This window comes from Streptomyces sp. SID14478, from assembly GCF_010548525.1.
Lineage (GTDB): Bacteria > Actinomycetota > Actinomycetes > Streptomycetales > Streptomycetaceae > Streptomyces.
In genome coordinates, this window is the sequence record NZ_JAAGMG010000067.1 from 1 (window position 1) to 14891 (window position 14891).

The window sequence follows — 14891 nt, forward strand, 5'->3', positions numbered from 1 at the left end:
CGCCTCGCTGCGGGCCGTGCGGGCCGAGGCGGCCGGGGAGGCGGCGCGGCTGCGCGCGTTGACGGAGCGGATCCGGACGCGGGTGCCGCGGCTGCTGGCGGACGTGGAGGTCGTCGGGGATCCGGTGCGGCGCCTTCCGCACCTGCTCACGTTCTCCTGCCTGTACGTCGACGGGGAGAGCGTGCTGCACGAGTTGGACCGGGCCGGTTTCTCGGTGTCGTCCGGGTCGTCGTGCACCAGCAGCACGCTGACGCCCAGCCATGTGCTGCGCGCCATGGGAGTGGTGAGCGAGGGGAACGTGCGGGTCTCGCTGCCGAGGGGCGTGGAGGAGAGCGAGGTCGAGCGGTTCCTGGAGGTGCTGCCGTCGGTCGTGCGGGGGGTCCGGGAGAAGCTGGGGGCGCCGGCCGCGGGCGCGCGGGGGGACGCCGAGGCGGTGACCGTGGACGCGCTGGGGATGAGCTGCCCGCTGCCCGTCATCGAACTCGGCAAGGCCATCGGGGGCGTGCGGGTCGGGGGCACGGTGACCGTCCTCGCCGACGACGAGGTGGCGGCCGTGGACATCCCGGCGTGGTGCTGGACCCAGCAGCAGGAGTACGTGGGAGAGCGGGCGGCGGACCGGGGCGTCGCCTACGTGGTCCGCCGCCTCGTGTGATCAGGCCAGGTGCTGCTGCACCTCGGCCGCGGCCTCGTGGCCGTACGCCTTGGTGAAGCGGTCCATGAACTGCGCCCGGCGCAGCTCGTACTCCTGGGTGCCCAGGGTCTCGATGACCAGCGTGGCGAGCATGCAGCCGACCTGGGCGGCGCGCTCCAGGGAGACGCCCCAGACCAGGCCCGACAGGAAGCCCGCGCGGAACGCGTCGCCGACGCCGGTCGGGTCGACCTTGGCGTCCTCCTCCGGGCAGCCGACCTCGATCGGGTCGTCGCCGACGCGCTCGATGCGGACGCCGCGCGCGCCGAGGGTGGTGACGCGGTGGCCGACCTTGGCGAGGATCTCGGACTCGCTCCAGCCGGTCTTGGACTCGATGAGCCCCTTCTCGTACTCGTTCGAGAAGAGGTAGGTGGCCCCGTCGAGCAGCGTGCGGATCTCCTCGCCGTCCATACGGGCGATCTGCTGCGAGAAGTCGGCGGCGAACGGGATCGCGCGGGAGCGGCACTCCTCCGTGTGGCGGAGCATGCCCTCCGGGTCGTCCGCGCCGATGAGGACCAGGTCGAGGCCGCCCACGCGGTCCGCGACGGTCTTCAGCTCGATGAGCCGGGCCTCGCTCATGGCGCCCGTGTAGAAGGAGCCGATCTGGTTGTGGTCGGCGTCCGTGGTGCACACGAAACGGGCCGTGTGCAGGGTCTCGGAGATGCGGACCGAGGCCGTGTCCACGCCGTGGCGGTCCAGCCAGGCGCGGTACTCGTCGAAGTCCGAGCCCGCGGCACCCACCAGGACCGGGCTCGTGCCGAGCTGTCCCATGCCGAAGGCGATGTTGGCGCCGACACCTCCCCGGCGCACGTCGAGGTTGTCGACGAGGAAGGAGAGGGAGACCGTGTGCAACTGGTCGGCGACGAGCTGGTCGGCGAAGCGGCCGGGGAAGGTCATCAGGTGGTCGGTGGCGATGGAGCCGGTGACTGCGATTCGCACGGCGTGAGCACGCTTCCTGAAGTAAGGGGGAAGGGCGCGCGAAGCGCCCCTTGCAAGGGCGGTGGTGGAACGACGGGAGGGATTGACAGTTCACGCTACCCGGTCGAACCCCGTGCGCTGAAGTGGGGAAACTACCTGATAGTAGGTCTTTTTTGGTACGACCCGGCGTGCCTACTGTGCGGGTATGACCTACGACGTGTCCTTCATGACCCAGGACGGGCTCGCCGCGCTGCGCGGCGACTGTGCGCGGATGGTGCCGCACTGGGTGCTGCCGCGCGCCCCCTGGGAGGTGGAGCGGCCGGTGCACACGGCCGGCGCGGCCGGAATCCACGGGGTCGTCGTGCCCGCCTCGTCGGCCCGGCTCATCGACTCCATGGCTGATTTCTGCGACTGACGGCGCCCGGAAGGGAACCGCGCGCTCCCCCGCCGCGTCCCATCGCTGTCCCCCATGACCGTCCCTCATAAAGGGGATACGGGATACGACGAGGCAGCGAAGGAGCGATGCGGTGAGCACGGAAGAGCAGACGCAGGATCGACACCCGCGGCGGCGCACGCTGGCGGTCGCCTCGGTCGCGGCGGCTGTGCTGCTCGCCGGTGGCGGCGGCGCGTACCTCGCGACGAGTACGTCCGGCAAGGACGCACCGGCCGGCACCGGCGGCGACGGCCCTCCCCCGCCGCTGGCCCTCGACGGGTACTCCGACGGTGGCAACCCGGGCACCACGAACGGGATCGCGCCCGGTGAGCCCGATCCGAACGGCAGCCGCTACCGCGCGGCCGTCGCCCTGCCGGACGACCCCGGCGAGGCGCCCGTCTACCGGGCCCGGGGCGAGGTGAGCGCCGCCGAGGTGGCCGCGCTCGGCAAGGCCCTCGACGTCAACGGCACCCCGCGGCTGGACGGCGGGACCTGGCGACTGGGCCCGGCGAAGGACGGTTCGGGCCCGTCGCTCCAGGTGAACCGGAAGGCGCCGGGGACCTGGACGTATGCGCGCTACGCGCCGTCGAGCGGCCACAAGTGCGCGGCGCTGACCAAGTGCGCGGACCCGGTGGGCGGCGGCAGCGAGGACGACGCGGTGAGCGCGGCCGCGGCGAAGAAGGCCGCCGAGCCCGTCCTCAAGGCCCTGGGGCAGGACGGCGCGAAGCTGGACGCGGCCCAACTCATGGGCGCCACGCGCGTGGTGAACGCCGACCCGACGGTGGGCGGGCTGCCCACGTACGGCTGGTCGACCGGGATCCAGATCGGTGCTGACGGTCAGGTCATCGGTGGCAGTGGCCAGTTGAAGACGCCGGTCAAGGGGGACACGTACCCGACGGTCGGGGCGAAGGAGACCATCGCGCGGCTGAACAGCAGGGCGGCGGGGGGCCGGGTCCCGGCCGACGCGTGCGCCAGTGCGGCGCCGCTGAAGGGCAGTTCGGCAGCGGGGACGGAGCAGGGTGGGACGGAGCAGGGCTCCGGGTGCACCCCTTCGTCGCCGCGGCCGCCGGCGTCCACCACGGTCGCCGTCACCGGGGCCACGTTCGGGCTCGCCTCGCACGTCGTCGCAGGCCAGCAGGCGCTCGTGCCGTCGTGGCTGTTCCAGGTGAAGCCGGCCGGGGCGAAGGCGCCGCTCACCGTGACGCATCCGGCGGTGGACCCGAAGTTCCTCGTGGCGCCGCGGAGTTCGACGGCGTCACCGAGCGAGGTGCCGCCGGTGGAGCCGAGCGGGCGGCCGAGCGCGTCGGCGGGCGACGGGGGCAGCGACACCAAGTCCGTACGGGTGCAGGGGTACCGCGCGGACGGGCGGACACTGACCCTGCACTTCACCGGGGGCGTGTGCGCGACGTACAAGGCGTCCGCGGACGAGCGCGGGGGGCGGGTGACCGTGAAGGTCACGTCCACCCAGAAGAAGGGCACGGCCTGCATCCAGCTCGCGAAGAACTACACGCTGCCCGTCACGCTGGAGAAGCCGCTGAGCGAGCGCAAGGTCGTGGACGCGGGCGGCGCCGAGGTGCCGGCCGCGCAGAAGAACGGCCCCGGCGGGACCAGCCCGGCGCCGCGGAACTGACCGGCCAGGACACCGCACACAGCGGAGCGGCCCCACTCCCGAGGGAGGGGGCCGCTCCGCGTCCTGCCTGGCTCAGCTGAACGAGTCGCCGCAGGCGCAGGAGCCCGTGGCGTTCGGGTTGTCGATCGTGAAGCCCTGCTTCTCGATGGTGTCGACGAAGTCGATGGACGCACCGCCCAGGTACGGGGCGGACATGCGGTCGGTGACGACCTTGACGCCACCGAAGTCCTTGACGACGTCACCGTCGAGCGAGCGCTCGTCGAAGAAGAGCTGGTAGCGCAGGCCGGAGCAGCCGCCGGGCTGAACGGCCACCCGCAGGGCCAGGTCTTCGCGGCCCTCCTGCTCGAGCAGAGCCTTGACCTTGCCGGCGGCGGCGTCGCTCAGGATGATGCCGTCGCTGACGGTGGTGGTCTCGTCCGATACGGACATCTACATCTCTCCCGGGTTGTACGGAGACTGCTTGCCGACCATTGCAACCGGCAAAGGCCCGGATCCATTCCGGATCGGCGGGGCTTTCGCACTTCTCCTTTCATGCTCGCACACCCCCGGCGAACGGGGCACGGGGCGGCCGAGGCGGATTGCGTCACATCGACGAATTACGTGTCGTCAAACTGACGTGAAGCACGTATGATAGATAGCGTCATTTCGACGAGAAGCTTGTTCTGCAGACAAGAAAGGGTGCGTGACGTGACCACGGCCCAGACCCCCCAGGCCCCTGTTGACCTGGACGTTTCGCCTACGCCGCTGGCGCTGCTGCTGCTCGGCCGCGAGGCCGACACCGCGAGCGAGCGCGGAGTCGACTGTCCCGGCGACCTGCCCTCGCCCTCCGACCCGGACCTGGTGGAGCGCGCCCGCGCGGCCAAGGAGAAGCTCGGCGACAAGGTGTTCGTGCTCGGGCACCACTACCAGCGCGACGAGGTCATCCAGTTCGCCGACGTCACCGGCGACTCGTTCAAGCTGGCGCGGGACGCCGCCGCCCGGCCCGAGGCCGAGTACATCGTCTTCTGCGGTGTGCACTTCATGGCCGAGTCCGCGGACATCCTGACCGGCGACGACCAGAAGGTCGTGCTGCCGGACCTCGCCGCCGGCTGCTCCATGGCCGACATGGCCACCGCCGAGCAGGTCGCCGAGTGCTGGGACGTACTGACCGAGGCCGGCATCGCCGAGCAGGTAGTGCCCGTCTCGTACATGAACTCCTCCGCGGACATCAAGGCGTTCACCGGCAAGCACGGCGGCACGATCTGCACGTCGTCGAACGCCGAGCGGGCCCTGAACTGGGCGTTCGAGCAGGGCCCCGATCGCGCGACGACCAAGGTGCTCTTCCTGCCCGACCAGCACCTGGGGCGCAACACCGCGGTGCGCGACCTCGGCATGTCCCTGGACGACTGCGTCGTCTACAACCCGCACAAGCCGAACGGCGGCCTGAGCGTCGAGCAGCTGCGCGCCGCGAAGATGATCCTGTGGCGCGGGCACTGCTCGGTGCACGGGCGGTTCTCGCTGGACTCGGTGAACGACGTGCGCGCGCGCATACCGGGGGTGAACGTCCTCGTGCACCCGGAGTGCAAGCACGAGGTCGTGGCCGCGGCCGACCACGTGGGGTCGACGGAGTACATCATCAAGGCGCTGGAGGCCGCGCCCGCCGGGTCCAAGTGGGCCATCGGGACCGAGCTGAACCTCGTACGGCGGCTGGCGAACCGTTTCGCCCCCGAGGGCAAGGAGATCGTCTTCCTCGACAAGACGGTCTGCTTCTGCTCGACCATGAACCGGATCGACCTGCCGCACCTGGTCTGGACGCTGGAGTCGCTGGCCGACGGGCAGCTCGTGAACCGGATCGAGGTCGACCGGGAGACCGAGCAGTTCGCCAAGATGGCGCTGGAGCGGATGCTGGCGCTGCCGTAGCGCCGGCCTCCTGCGGTACGAAGAGGCCCGGCCCCCACCCTGTACGCGGTGGGGGCCGGGCCTCTTGCGTGCCGTATCCGTCAGACGTGCGCCGTCTCCTGCTCCGGGGACGGGGCCTGGGGCGGGACGTCGGCCTTCTTGTCCCGCTTCGCCGCACGCTTCTTCGCCCGCTTCTCCTTGCGCAGCTCCAGCATCGCGTAGAGCGTCGGGACCAGGAGCAGGGTGAGCAGCGTCGATGTGATCAGACCGCCGATCACGACCACCGCGAGCGGCTGCGCGATGAAGCCGCCCTCGCCGGTGACGCCGAGCGCCATCGGGAGCAGGGCGAAGATCGTGGCCAGGGCCGTCATCAGGATGGGGCGCAGGCGGTGACGGCCGCCCTCGACCACTGCCTCGACGACGCCGAGGCCCTGCTTGCGGTACTGGTTGATCAGGTCGATCAGGACGATCGCGTTCGTCACCACGATGCCGATGAGCATCAGCATGCCGATCATCGCCGGGACACCCATGGGCGTACCGGTGGCGACCAGCAGGCCGATCGCGCCGGTGGCGGCGAACGGGATGGACACCAGCAGGATCAGCGGCTGGGCCAGCGAGCGGAACGTCGCCACCAGGAGCATGAAGACGATCGCGATCGCCGCGAGCATCGCCAGGCCCAGGTTCTTGAAGGCGTCGTCCTGGTCCGAGGTCACGCCGCCGATGGTCGCCGTGGCGCCCTTCGGCAGGTCCAGCTTGTTGATCTTCGACTGGAGGTCGGTGCTGACCGCGCCCGTGTTGTCCCCGGTCGGCTTGGCCGTGATGGTGGCCGCGCGGGCACCGTCGATACGGGTCATGGAGACCGGCCCGTCGACGAGCTTCACCGTGGCGATGTCGCCCAGCTTCACGCCGCCCGCGCCCATCGGGAGCTTCTTCAGCTCGTCCATGGTCGTGGCCGGCTTCGCCGACTTCACGACGACGTCGCGCTCGGTGTCGTCGAGGATCGCCTCGCCGCTCTTGGTGCCGCCGACCGCCTGGGTGACGGCCGCGCCGAGCGTCGTGTCGTTGAAACCGGCCCTGGCCGCCTTGGAGTTGGCCTTGACCGAGATCCGCGGGACGGACTGCGACAGGTCACTGGTGACGTCCGTGACGTCGTCGAGGGACGCGACCGCGTCCCGCACCTGGTCCGCGGCCTTGTCCAGCACGGAACCGTCGGCGGCCTTCACGACCACGCTCAGGTCCTGGCTGCCGAAGCCGTCGCCGGCCGCGAGCGTCGTCGTACCGACCCCGGACAGCTTGCCGAGCTCGCGCTCGATGCGGTCCTGCGTGTCCTCGTACGACGCCTTGTCCTTCAGCGTCACCTGGTACGAGGCCTGGTTCGTGTCCGTGCCGCCGCCGAAGGCCGCCATGAAGCCGGAGCTGCCGATGGTGACCTGGTAGTCCTTGATCTCGTCGATGCCCTGGAGCATCTTCTCGACCTTCTGCGCGGACGCGTCGGTCGCGGCGAGGCTGGTGCCGGGCTTCAACTCCTGCTTGATGGACAGGACTTCCTGCTCGCCCTGGTCGAAGAAGTTGGTCTTCAGCAGGGGGGCCATGCCGAACGTGCCGACGAGGACCACGATCGCGATGAGCACGCTCGTGAGGCGGCGCCGCGTCGCGAACCGGAGCACCGGGACGTAGACGCGCTGCAGCCAGGAGCGGGCCTCCTTCTCCTCGGCCTTGCGGCGGGCCTCCTCCGGGTCGACGCCGCGGATCGCCTTGGGGGCGCGCAGGAACCAGAAGGAGAGGACCGGGACGACCGTGAGCGAGACGAGCAGGGACGCGAGGAGCGCCGCCGTCACCGTGATCGAGAACGAGCCGAACAGCTCGCCGACCATGCCGCCGACCAGACCGATGGGCAGGAAGACGGCCACCGTCGTGAGGGTGGACGAGGTGACCGCGCCCGCGACCTCGCGGACCGCCTTGAGGATCGCCTCGTGGCGTTCCTCGCCGTAGCCGAGATGGCGCTTGATGTTCTCCAGCACGACGATCGAGTCGTCGACGACCCGGCCGATCGCGATGGTCAGGGCGCCCAGCGTCAGCATGTTGAGGGAGAGGTCGCGGGTCCACAGGACGATCAGCGCGAGGACCACCGACAGCGGGATCGAGACCGCCGTCACCAGGGTCGAGCGCAGCGACGCCAGGAAGACCAGGATCACGATGACCGCGAAGAGCAGGCCGAGCGCGCCCTCCGTGGTCAGGCCCGAGATGGACTTGGAGACCGCCGGGCCCTGGTCGCTGACGACCGTGAGCTTCGCGCCGGCGCCGAGGTCCTGGCGCAGGCCGGACAGCTTGTCCTTGACCGCGTTCGAGATGGACACCGCGGAGCCGTCGTGGTCCATGGTGACCGCGACCGCGAGGCTGGGGCGGCCGTCGGTGCGGGTGATCGAGTCAGCGGAGGACTGCTGCTGCTTCACCGTGGCGATGTCGCCGAGGCGTACGGGCTTCTTTACGCCCTCGCCGGTGACCATCAGGTCCTCGATCTGGCGCAGCGAGGTGAAGCCGCCGCCGACCTGGACCGTGCGGTTGTTGCCGTCCTCGTCGAAGGAGCCTGCGGGCAGGGTCGCGCCACCGGCCTGCAGGGACTGGCTCAGCGCCGGGACACCGACGCCGGCCGCGGCCATCTTCCGGTCGTCCGGCGTGACGTTGACCTGGAGGTCGCGGACGCCGTCGACGCTGACCTGGCCGACGCCGTCGATGTCCTTGAGGGACGGGACGACGGTCTTGTCGAGCTGGTCGGCGAGCGCCTGCTGGTCCTTGTCGGACGTGACGGCGAGCACCACGGTGGGGATGTCGTCGGTGGAGCCCGCGACGACCTGCGGGTCGACGTCGTCCGGCAGTTGGGCGCGGGCCCGGTTGACGGCCTGCTGGACGTCGGCGACGAGCTGCTTGGAGTCGCCGCTGCTCCCGTAGTCGAACTGGGCCATCACCACCGCGTTGCCCTCGGAGGCGGTGGAGGTGACGCCGGTGATCCCGTCGACGGCGTCGATGGAGTCTTCCAGCGGCTCGACGACCTGCTTCTCCACCACGTCCGGGGACGCGCCCTGGTACGGGGCCAGCACGGAGACCATGGGCAGTTCGATGGTGGGCAGCAGCTGCTGCTTGAGCTGGGGGATCGCGATCGCGCCGAAGACGAGGGCGATGATCGACACCAGCCCGATCAGGGCGCGTTGAGCGAGGCTGAATCTCGACAGCCAGGACATGGGGTGGGGTACTCCGTGGGGTTGAGCGGTGGATGACGGCTCCTGACGCGGACATGCGCAGAGGCCCGCATACACCCTGTGCCACGGGCAGGAGGGGATTCGTCGCTCCCAGGTCCCGTTCTCGCCCGGCGTCTACTGCGGCCGTAGTACGCGCGGGGTCGAGTTCACTCCACCCTTGGACGGACCAGGCCCGATTCGTAGGCAATTACCACGAGTTGGGCCCGGTCGCGGGCGCCGAGCTTGGCCATCGCCCGGTTCACGTGGGTCTTCACGGTGAGCGGACTGACCTCCAGGCGTTCGGCGATCTCGTCGTTCGAGTGCCCGCCCGCGACCTGGACCAGCACCTCGCGCTCGCGCCCGGTGAGCGCGGCGAGCCGCTCCGCGTGACTGCCCGCGCCGCGCGCCCCGTCCTGCGAACCGTCGCCCTGCGCAAGGAACTTGGCGATCAGGCCCTTGGTCGCCACCGGTGACAGCAGGGCCTCGCCGGCGGCGGCGATGCGCACGGCGCCGAGCAGTTCGTCGGGTTCGGCGCCCTTGCCGAGGAAGCCGGAGGCGCCGGCCCGCAGCGACTGCACCACGTACTCGTCGACCTCGAACGTCGTCAGCATCACGACGCGCACGCCGGCCAGTGCGGGGTCGGCGCTGATCTCGCGGGTCGCGGCCAGGCCGTCGGTGCCGGGCATCCGGATGTCCATGAGCACGACGTCGGGGCGCTCGGAGCGCGCGAGCCGCACGGCCTCCGCGCCGTCGGAGGCCTCCCCCACCACTTCCATGTCGGGTTCGGAGTCGACGAGCACCCGGAACGCGCTGCGCAGCAGGGCCTGGTCGTCGGCGAGCAGTACCCGAATGGTCATCTGGTGGCGTCCCCTGGGGTGTCGGTGCGGGCCTTGACCGGAAGGATCGCATGGACGCGGAAACCGCCGCCGTAGCGAGGTCCCGCGCTGAGGGTGCCGCCGAGCGCGCTGACCCGCTCGCGCATGCCGAGCAGTCCGTGGCCGCCGTTCGCGTCGAGCAGGTCGCTCTGCGCGTCCGCGCCGGGGCCGTCGTCGAGGATCGAGACCTCCACGTTCGGCCCCACGCGCACGACGCTGACCTCGGCCTTCGCGTCGGTACCGGCATGCTTGCGGACGTTCGTGAGCGCTTCCTGCACGACGCGGAACGCGGCCAGGTCGACGGCGGCGGGCAGCGCCGGGGCCTCCTTGGCGCGGGCCACCTCGACGGGCAGGCCCGCGTTGCGGAAGGTGTCGACGAGGTCGTCGAGCCGCTCCAGGCCGGGCGCCGGTTCGGTCGGCGCCTCCGGGTCGCCGGACTGCCGCAGCAGGCCGACGGTGGCGCGGAGTTCGTTGAGCGCGGAGCGGCTGGCCTCGCGCACGTGCGAGAGGGCCTCCTTGGCCTGGTCGGGCCGCTTGTCCATGACGTGTGCGGCGACTCCGGCCTGCACGTTGACCAGCGCGATGTGGTGGGCGACGACGTCGTGCAGGTCGCGGGCGATGCGCAGCCGCTCCTCGGCGACCCGGCGCCGGGCCTCTTCCTCCCGGGTGCGCTCGGCCCGTTCGGCCCGCTCCCTTATGGCGTCGACGAAGGCGCGCCGCGAGCGGACGGCGTCGCCGGCGGCCGCGGCCATGCCGGTCCAGGCGAAGATGCCGAGGTTCTCCTGGGCGTACCAGGGCAGCGGTCCGGCGAGCATGGCGACGGCCGTGAGCAGCGCCATCGTGGCGAAGCCCACGCGCCAGGTGGTGGGGCGGTCGGTGGTGGCGGCGACGGTGTAGAGCGCGACGACCGCGGACATGACGACGGGCGCGCGGGGCTCGCCGGTGACCAGCTCGACGACGGAGACGGTCGAGGTGGCGGCGAGCACGTACAGGGGGGCGATCCGCCGGAAGACGAGCGCGGCGGCGCCGAGCACCATCAGGACGAGGCTGAGGCCGCCCGGTGTGCGGGCGCCCCAGGCGTACGTGCCGTCCGAGCCGTGCGGGTCGACGAACGAGCCGGCGACCATGCACAGCAGGACGCCGAGGGCGACGATGGCGTCCAGGGCCAGGGGATGGGTCCTGGCCCACCGTACGAGGGGGGTCACCGGCGTCACGGTAGCCGCCCCTTTCACCTCACCGCGGATCAGCCCGGGATCAGTCCGTCGTCGGAGAGCATCTCGCGGACCTCGTCCAAGGACGCGTCCGGGGCCGGGAGGATCAGCTCCGAGGGCTCCAGGGCGTCGTCCGGGAGCGGTTCGCCGAGCCGGCGGACCGCGTCGAGGAGGGCGGAGAGCGTACGCCGGAATCCGGACTCGTCGCCGCTCTCCATCTCCGCGAGCAGTTCGTCGTCGAGCTTGTTGAGTTCGGCGAAGTGGCTGTCCGCCAGCTTCACCTGACCCTCCCCCATGATCCGTACGATCATGACGCCCTCCTGTGGGCTGCTACTGCGCTGCCTACTGCTTGTCGAAGCGCGGGGTGTCCTGCGGCTGCTGTGCCTGCTGGCCCTGCCCGGCGCCGCCCTCGATCGCCTGCTTCGAGGAGGAGCCACCGGCCAGCTCTGCCTTCATGCGCTGCAGTTCCAGCTCTACATCCGTACCACCGGAGAGGCGGTCCAGCTCGCTCTGGATGTCGTCCTTGGCCAGACCGGAGGAGTCGTCGAGGGCGCCGGAGGCGAGCAGCTCGTCGATGGCGCCGGCCCGGGCCTGCAGCTGGGCCGTCTTGTCCTCGGCGCGCTGGATCGCCATGCCGACGTCGCCCATCTCCTCGGAGATGCCGGAGAACGCCTCGCCGATCCGGGTCTGCGCCTGCGCCGCGGTGTACGTGGCCTTGATGGTCTCCTTCTTCGTACGGAAGGCGTCGACCTTGGCCTGCAGCCGCTGGGCCGCGAGGGTGAGCTTCTCCTCCTCGCCCTGCAACGTCTGGTGCTGCGTCTCCAGGTCCGTGACCTGCTGCTGGAGCGCGGCGCGGCGCGAGAGCGCCTCGCGGGCCAGGTCCTCGCGGCCGAGCGCGAGCGCCTTGCGGCCCTGGTCCTCCAGCTTGGAGGACTGCGACTGCAGCTGACCGAGCTGCAGCTCCAGGCGCTTGCGGCTCGTGGCGACGTCCGCGACGCCGCGGCGCACCTTCTGCAGCAGTTCCAGCTGCTTCTGGTACGAGTAATCGAGGGTCTCGCGCGGGTCCTCGGCCCGGTCAAGGGCCTTGTTCGCCTTCGCGCGGAAGATCATCCCCATACGCTTCATGACACCGCTCATGGGCTTCGCGCGCCCCCTTCTGACAGATCCGACCGGCTGTTCCAGCTCCAGCACTGCGACAGAATCCACAGTACGGGTCCTGCATCTATTACCGCACTGTTCAGGTGCGGATGCGCTCATCCCCAAGGACGACTGCGTCCCGTCCCGCTCCGGCGTAAGGAGTAGGTGTGCCCCTATGTGCCTCTATGGACGCGCGGCGTTGCCGGATCGTTCCCCACAGGCCCCTGGTCCATGCGCGCCCACCACGTACCCTTGGGTTTTGTGTTCCGTAGCCGATCCAAGGACGACAAGGCCCCGGCTTCGCCGGTAGCCGAGTCCACGCAGACCCGTGACCCTCAGGCGCCCAAGGGCCGCCCCACGCCCAAGCGCAGCGAGGCCCAGTCGCAGCGCCGCAGCGTGGCCAACACCAAGATGTCGCCGAAGGAGGCCCGCGCCCGTACGCGCGACGAGCGGCGCACCGCGATGGAGAAGCAGCGCGCGGCGCTCGCCAGCGGTGACGAGCGCTACCTGCCGGCCCGCGACAAGGGTCCCGTGCGCAAGTACGCACGTGACTTCGTCGACTCGCGGTTCTGCATCGCCGAGTACTTCCTGCCGATGGCGGTGATCATCCTCGTCCTGAGCATGGTCCGCGTCGGCTCGCTGCAGAACATCGCGCTGCTGCTGTGGCTGTTCGTGATCGTCGCGATCGTGATCGACTCGGCCCTGTCCGGCTTCCGTCTGAAGAAGCAGCTGGCGGAGAAGTTCCCGAACGAGCGCCGCAAGGGCGCCGTCGCGTACGCCCTGATGCGCACGCTCCAGATGAAGCGCCTCCGTCTGCCCAAGCCCCAGGTCAAGCGCGGGGAGCGACCCTGAGCACCGAGGCTTTCACGGGGGACGCGCCGGGCGCCTGGCTGGCCAAGCTGGGCGGCCTGCGCAACGTGGTGCGTCAGGAACTGGTGACCCGGCAGCTCGATGAGCAGATAGCCGGGCGGTTCCCCGTCGGGCAGCGGCTGCGGGTGCTCGACGTCGGCATGGGGCAGGGCACGCAGGCACTGCGCCTGGCCCGGGCCGGCCACAAGGTGACCGGGGTCGAGCAGGACACCGCCATGGTCTCCGCGGCGCGCACGGCGCTGGCCGCGGAGCCCGAGGGGGTGCGCGAGCGGGTCCGGATCGTCGAGGGCAACGGCATGGACACCGGCGTCCACTTCCTGCCCGGCAGCTTCGACGTCGTGCTGTGCCACGGCGTCCTGATGTACGTCGAGGACCCGGACGCGCTGCTCGCGGGCCTGGCGCGGATGCTGGCCCCGGGCGGTCTGCTCTCGCTCCTCGTGCGGAACGCGGACGCGCTCGCGATGCGGCCCGGGCTCGCCGGCGACTGGGTCACCGCGCTCGGCGCCTTCGACTCGACGCAGTACCACAACCGGCTCGGCCTCGACGTCCGCGCCGACCGCCTCGACACCCTGACGGCGACGCTCGCCGGCATCGGGGCCCCGCTGCACGCCTGGTACGGGGTGCGGGTCTTCACCGACCAGGCCACGGACGGGGACGGGCCTCCGGAGCGCGGGGAGCTGCAGACGCTGCTCGCCGCCGAGGAGCGGGCCGGACGCACCGAGCCGTACCGGCGGGTGGCGGCGCTGCTGCATCTGTGCGGGGTCCGCGGCTGACGCCTGTTCGGCGGCACAGCGCGGGCGGTCACCCCGTACGAACGTGACAATCCGGGCATGGATGTCTCTCGCGTGCGCGCCCGCCGTTCCCCCCGTCTGCTCCGTGCCGCCCTGCCGCTGACCGCCGCCGTGTGCGCGGCGGCCCTGGTGTCCGGCTGCTCGGACTCCGCCTCCTCCGGTTCGTCGTCCGACACGACCACGCAGGCGGCGCCCGCCGCGGCGGGCAATCTCCAGGACGACTACCAGAAGGTGATCAGGGAAGTCCTGCCCTCGGTCGTCCAGATCCAGGCCTCGTCCGATCTCGGCTCCGGTGTCGTGTACGACAACGAGGGGCACATCGTGACGAACGCGCACGTGGTCGGCGACGAGAAGACGTTCAAGGTCACCACCTCCAACAGCACGGACGAACTCACCGCGCGGCTCGTCTACGCGTATCCGGAGCAGGATCTCGCGGTCATCAAGCTGGAGAAGGTGCCCGACGGGCTGAAGCCGGCGCGGTTCGGGGATTCCTCGAAGGTCGAGGTCGGGCAGATCACGCTGGCCATGGGCTCGCCGCTCGGGCTCTCCTCCAGCGTGACGCAGGGCATCGTCTCGGCGACCGGACGGACCGTGAGCGAGGGCCGGTCCGGCGGCGGCACCGGGGCGACCATCGCGAACATGGTGCAGACGTCCGCCGCGATCAACCCGGGCAACAGCGGTGGGGCGCTGGTGAACCTGGACGGCGACGTCATCGGCATCCCGACGCTCGCGGCGACCGACCCCGACATGGGGGACAGCGCGGCACCTGGCATCGGTTTCGCGATCCCCTCGTCCATGGTCACGAAGGTCGCCGACCAGGTCGTCAAGGACGGCAAGGTGACGGACTCGGGACGGGCGGCGCTCGGCATCACGGCCCGCACGGTGCTGGGTGACGACTACAAGCCGGCCGGGATCGCGGTGGTGTCGGTGACCGACGGCGGCGGGGCGGAGAAGGCCGGGATCAAGGCCGGCGACATCATCACCCGGTTCGGCGACACCGACGTGACGACGATGCAGTCCCTGTCGGAGGCGCTGGCCGAGGAGAAGCCGGGCGACGACGTGTCGGTGACGTACACGCGGGACGGGTCGGAGAAGAAGGCGGACGTCACGCTCGGGGAGATCTAGGACGGTCGCGACAGATCTCCGGGGGCGAAGGCACGGCCCTCGGTGCGGGCTCCCGGCGTGCCGGCTGCCCGCGCGACGGGGCCGCCGGGGCTTTCGCCG

Annotated in this window: 14 protein-coding genes; 7 read left to right on the forward strand and 7 right to left on the reverse strand. The window is 71.0% G+C overall.

Going from position 1 to position 14891, the window contains the following annotated elements; all coding sequences use genetic code 11:
- On the forward strand, positions 1-652 hold a 652-nt coding region (locus G3I40_RS02120), incomplete at its 5' end, for a cysteine desulfurase/sulfurtransferase TusA family protein (RefSeq protein WP_164300421.1).
- Here the strand turns inward: G3I40_RS02120 and G3I40_RS02125 are convergent.
- The gene (locus G3I40_RS02125; RefSeq protein WP_164300422.1) at positions 653-1627 is read right to left on the reverse strand and encodes a carbohydrate kinase family protein; all 975 of its coding nucleotides are present in this window, start codon (positions 1625-1627) and stop codon (positions 653-655) included.
- Between the two features lie 184 nt (positions 1628-1811).
- Here G3I40_RS02125 and G3I40_RS02130 point away from each other — a divergent pair, with 184 nt between their 5' ends.
- Both G3I40_RS02130 and G3I40_RS02135 read left to right on the forward strand, forming a co-directional pair.
- Positions 1812-2021, forward strand: coding sequence for a hypothetical protein (locus G3I40_RS02130; RefSeq protein ID WP_164300423.1), 210 nt, complete (start codon positions 1812-1814; stop codon positions 2019-2021).
- Between the two features lie 112 nt (positions 2022-2133).
- Complete coding sequence (locus tag G3I40_RS02135) at positions 2134-3669, forward strand: hypothetical protein (RefSeq protein ID WP_164300424.1); 1536 nt, start codon at positions 2134-2136, stop codon at positions 3667-3669.
- Positions 3670-3741: 72 nt separating this feature from the next.
- Here the strand turns inward: G3I40_RS02135 and G3I40_RS02140 are convergent, their stop codons facing one another.
- Positions 3742-4098 carry an iron-sulfur cluster assembly accessory protein gene (locus tag G3I40_RS02140; RefSeq protein WP_164300425.1) on the reverse strand — a complete coding sequence of 119 codons (357 nt, stop codon included), beginning with the start codon at positions 4096-4098 and terminating at the stop codon, positions 3742-3744.
- 249 nt (positions 4099-4347) lie between these two features.
- Here G3I40_RS02140 and nadA point away from each other — a divergent pair, with 249 nt between their 5' ends.
- Positions 4348-5568 (forward strand): quinolinate synthase NadA, encoded by a 1221-nt coding sequence (nadA, locus tag G3I40_RS02145; RefSeq protein ID WP_164300426.1) that lies wholly within the window; start codon positions 4348-4350, stop codon positions 5566-5568.
- A gap of 80 nt (positions 5569-5648) precedes the next feature.
- Here the strand turns inward: nadA and G3I40_RS02150 are convergent, their stop codons facing one another.
- From G3I40_RS02150 to G3I40_RS02170, 5 genes are all read right to left on the reverse strand, one after another.
- Positions 5649-8786 carry an efflux RND transporter permease subunit gene (locus G3I40_RS02150; protein WP_164300427.1) on the reverse strand — a complete coding sequence of 1046 codons (3138 nt, stop codon included), beginning with the start codon at positions 8784-8786 and terminating at the stop codon, positions 5649-5651.
- A gap of 164 nt (positions 8787-8950) precedes the next feature.
- Entirely contained in the window at positions 8951-9640 is a 690-nt protein-coding gene (locus G3I40_RS02155; protein WP_164300428.1) for a response regulator transcription factor, read from the reverse strand.
- Positions 9637-10863 carry a sensor histidine kinase gene (locus G3I40_RS02160; protein WP_164300429.1) on the reverse strand — a complete coding sequence of 409 codons (1227 nt, stop codon included), beginning with the start codon at positions 10861-10863 and terminating at the stop codon, positions 9637-9639. Before G3I40_RS02160 ends, G3I40_RS02155 begins: the two co-directional genes overlap by 4 nt.
- A gap of 38 nt (positions 10864-10901) precedes the next feature.
- Positions 10902-11180: a hypothetical protein gene (locus G3I40_RS02165; protein ID WP_164300430.1), complete on the reverse strand. Its 279-nt coding sequence runs from the start codon at positions 11178-11180 to the stop codon at positions 10902-10904.
- A gap of 31 nt (positions 11181-11211) precedes the next feature.
- Entirely contained in the window at positions 11212-12006 is a 795-nt protein-coding gene (locus G3I40_RS02170) for a PspA/IM30 family protein (RefSeq protein ID WP_164300431.1), read from the reverse strand.
- A 231-nt stretch (positions 12007-12237) separates the two neighbouring features.
- Between G3I40_RS02170 and G3I40_RS02175 the strand changes: the two genes are divergently transcribed.
- The 3 genes from G3I40_RS02175 to G3I40_RS02185 all read left to right on the forward strand — a co-directional run bounded on the left by G3I40_RS02175 (position 12238) and on the right by G3I40_RS02185 (position 14792).
- Positions 12238-12858 carry a DUF3043 domain-containing protein gene (locus tag G3I40_RS02175; RefSeq protein WP_164300432.1) on the forward strand — a complete coding sequence of 207 codons (621 nt, stop codon included), beginning with the start codon at positions 12238-12240 and terminating at the stop codon, positions 12856-12858.
- Between the two features lie 83 nt (positions 12859-12941).
- Positions 12942-13649: a methyltransferase domain-containing protein gene (locus G3I40_RS02180; RefSeq protein WP_164300434.1), complete on the forward strand. Its 708-nt coding sequence runs from the start codon at positions 12942-12944 to the stop codon at positions 13647-13649.
- Positions 13650-13706: 57 nt separating this feature from the next.
- Complete coding sequence (locus G3I40_RS02185) at positions 13707-14792, forward strand: trypsin-like peptidase domain-containing protein (RefSeq protein WP_164300433.1); 1086 nt, start codon at positions 13707-13709, stop codon at positions 14790-14792.
- Positions 14793-14891 lie beyond the last annotated feature (99 nt).

Coding starts and splice junctions, on each gene's coding strand:
- G3I40_RS02130 (WP_164300423.1), top strand. CDS start 1,812: ATGACCTACGACGTGTCCTTCATGACCCAGGACGGGCTCGCCGCGCTG.
- G3I40_RS02150 (WP_164300427.1), bottom strand. CDS start 8,786: ATGTCCTGGCTGTCGAGATTCAGCCTCGCTCAACGCGCCCTGATCGGG.
- G3I40_RS02140 (WP_164300425.1), bottom strand. CDS start 4,098: ATGTCCGTATCGGACGAGACCACCACCGTCAGCGACGGCATCATCCTG.
- G3I40_RS02185 (WP_164300433.1), top strand. CDS start 13,707: ATGGATGTCTCTCGCGTGCGCGCCCGCCGTTCCCCCCGTCTGCTCCGT.
- G3I40_RS02170 (WP_164300431.1), bottom strand. CDS start 12,006: ATGAGCGGTGTCATGAAGCGTATGGGGATGATCTTCCGCGCGAAGGCG.
- G3I40_RS02175 (WP_164300432.1), top strand. CDS start 12,238: ATGCGCGCCCACCACGTACCCTTGGGTTTTGTGTTCCGTAGCCGATCC.
- G3I40_RS02155 (WP_164300428.1), bottom strand. CDS start 9,640: ATGACCATTCGGGTACTGCTCGCCGACGACCAGGCCCTGCTGCGCAGC.
- G3I40_RS02165 (WP_164300430.1), bottom strand. CDS start 11,180: ATGATCGTACGGATCATGGGGGAGGGTCAGGTGAAGCTGGCGGACAGC.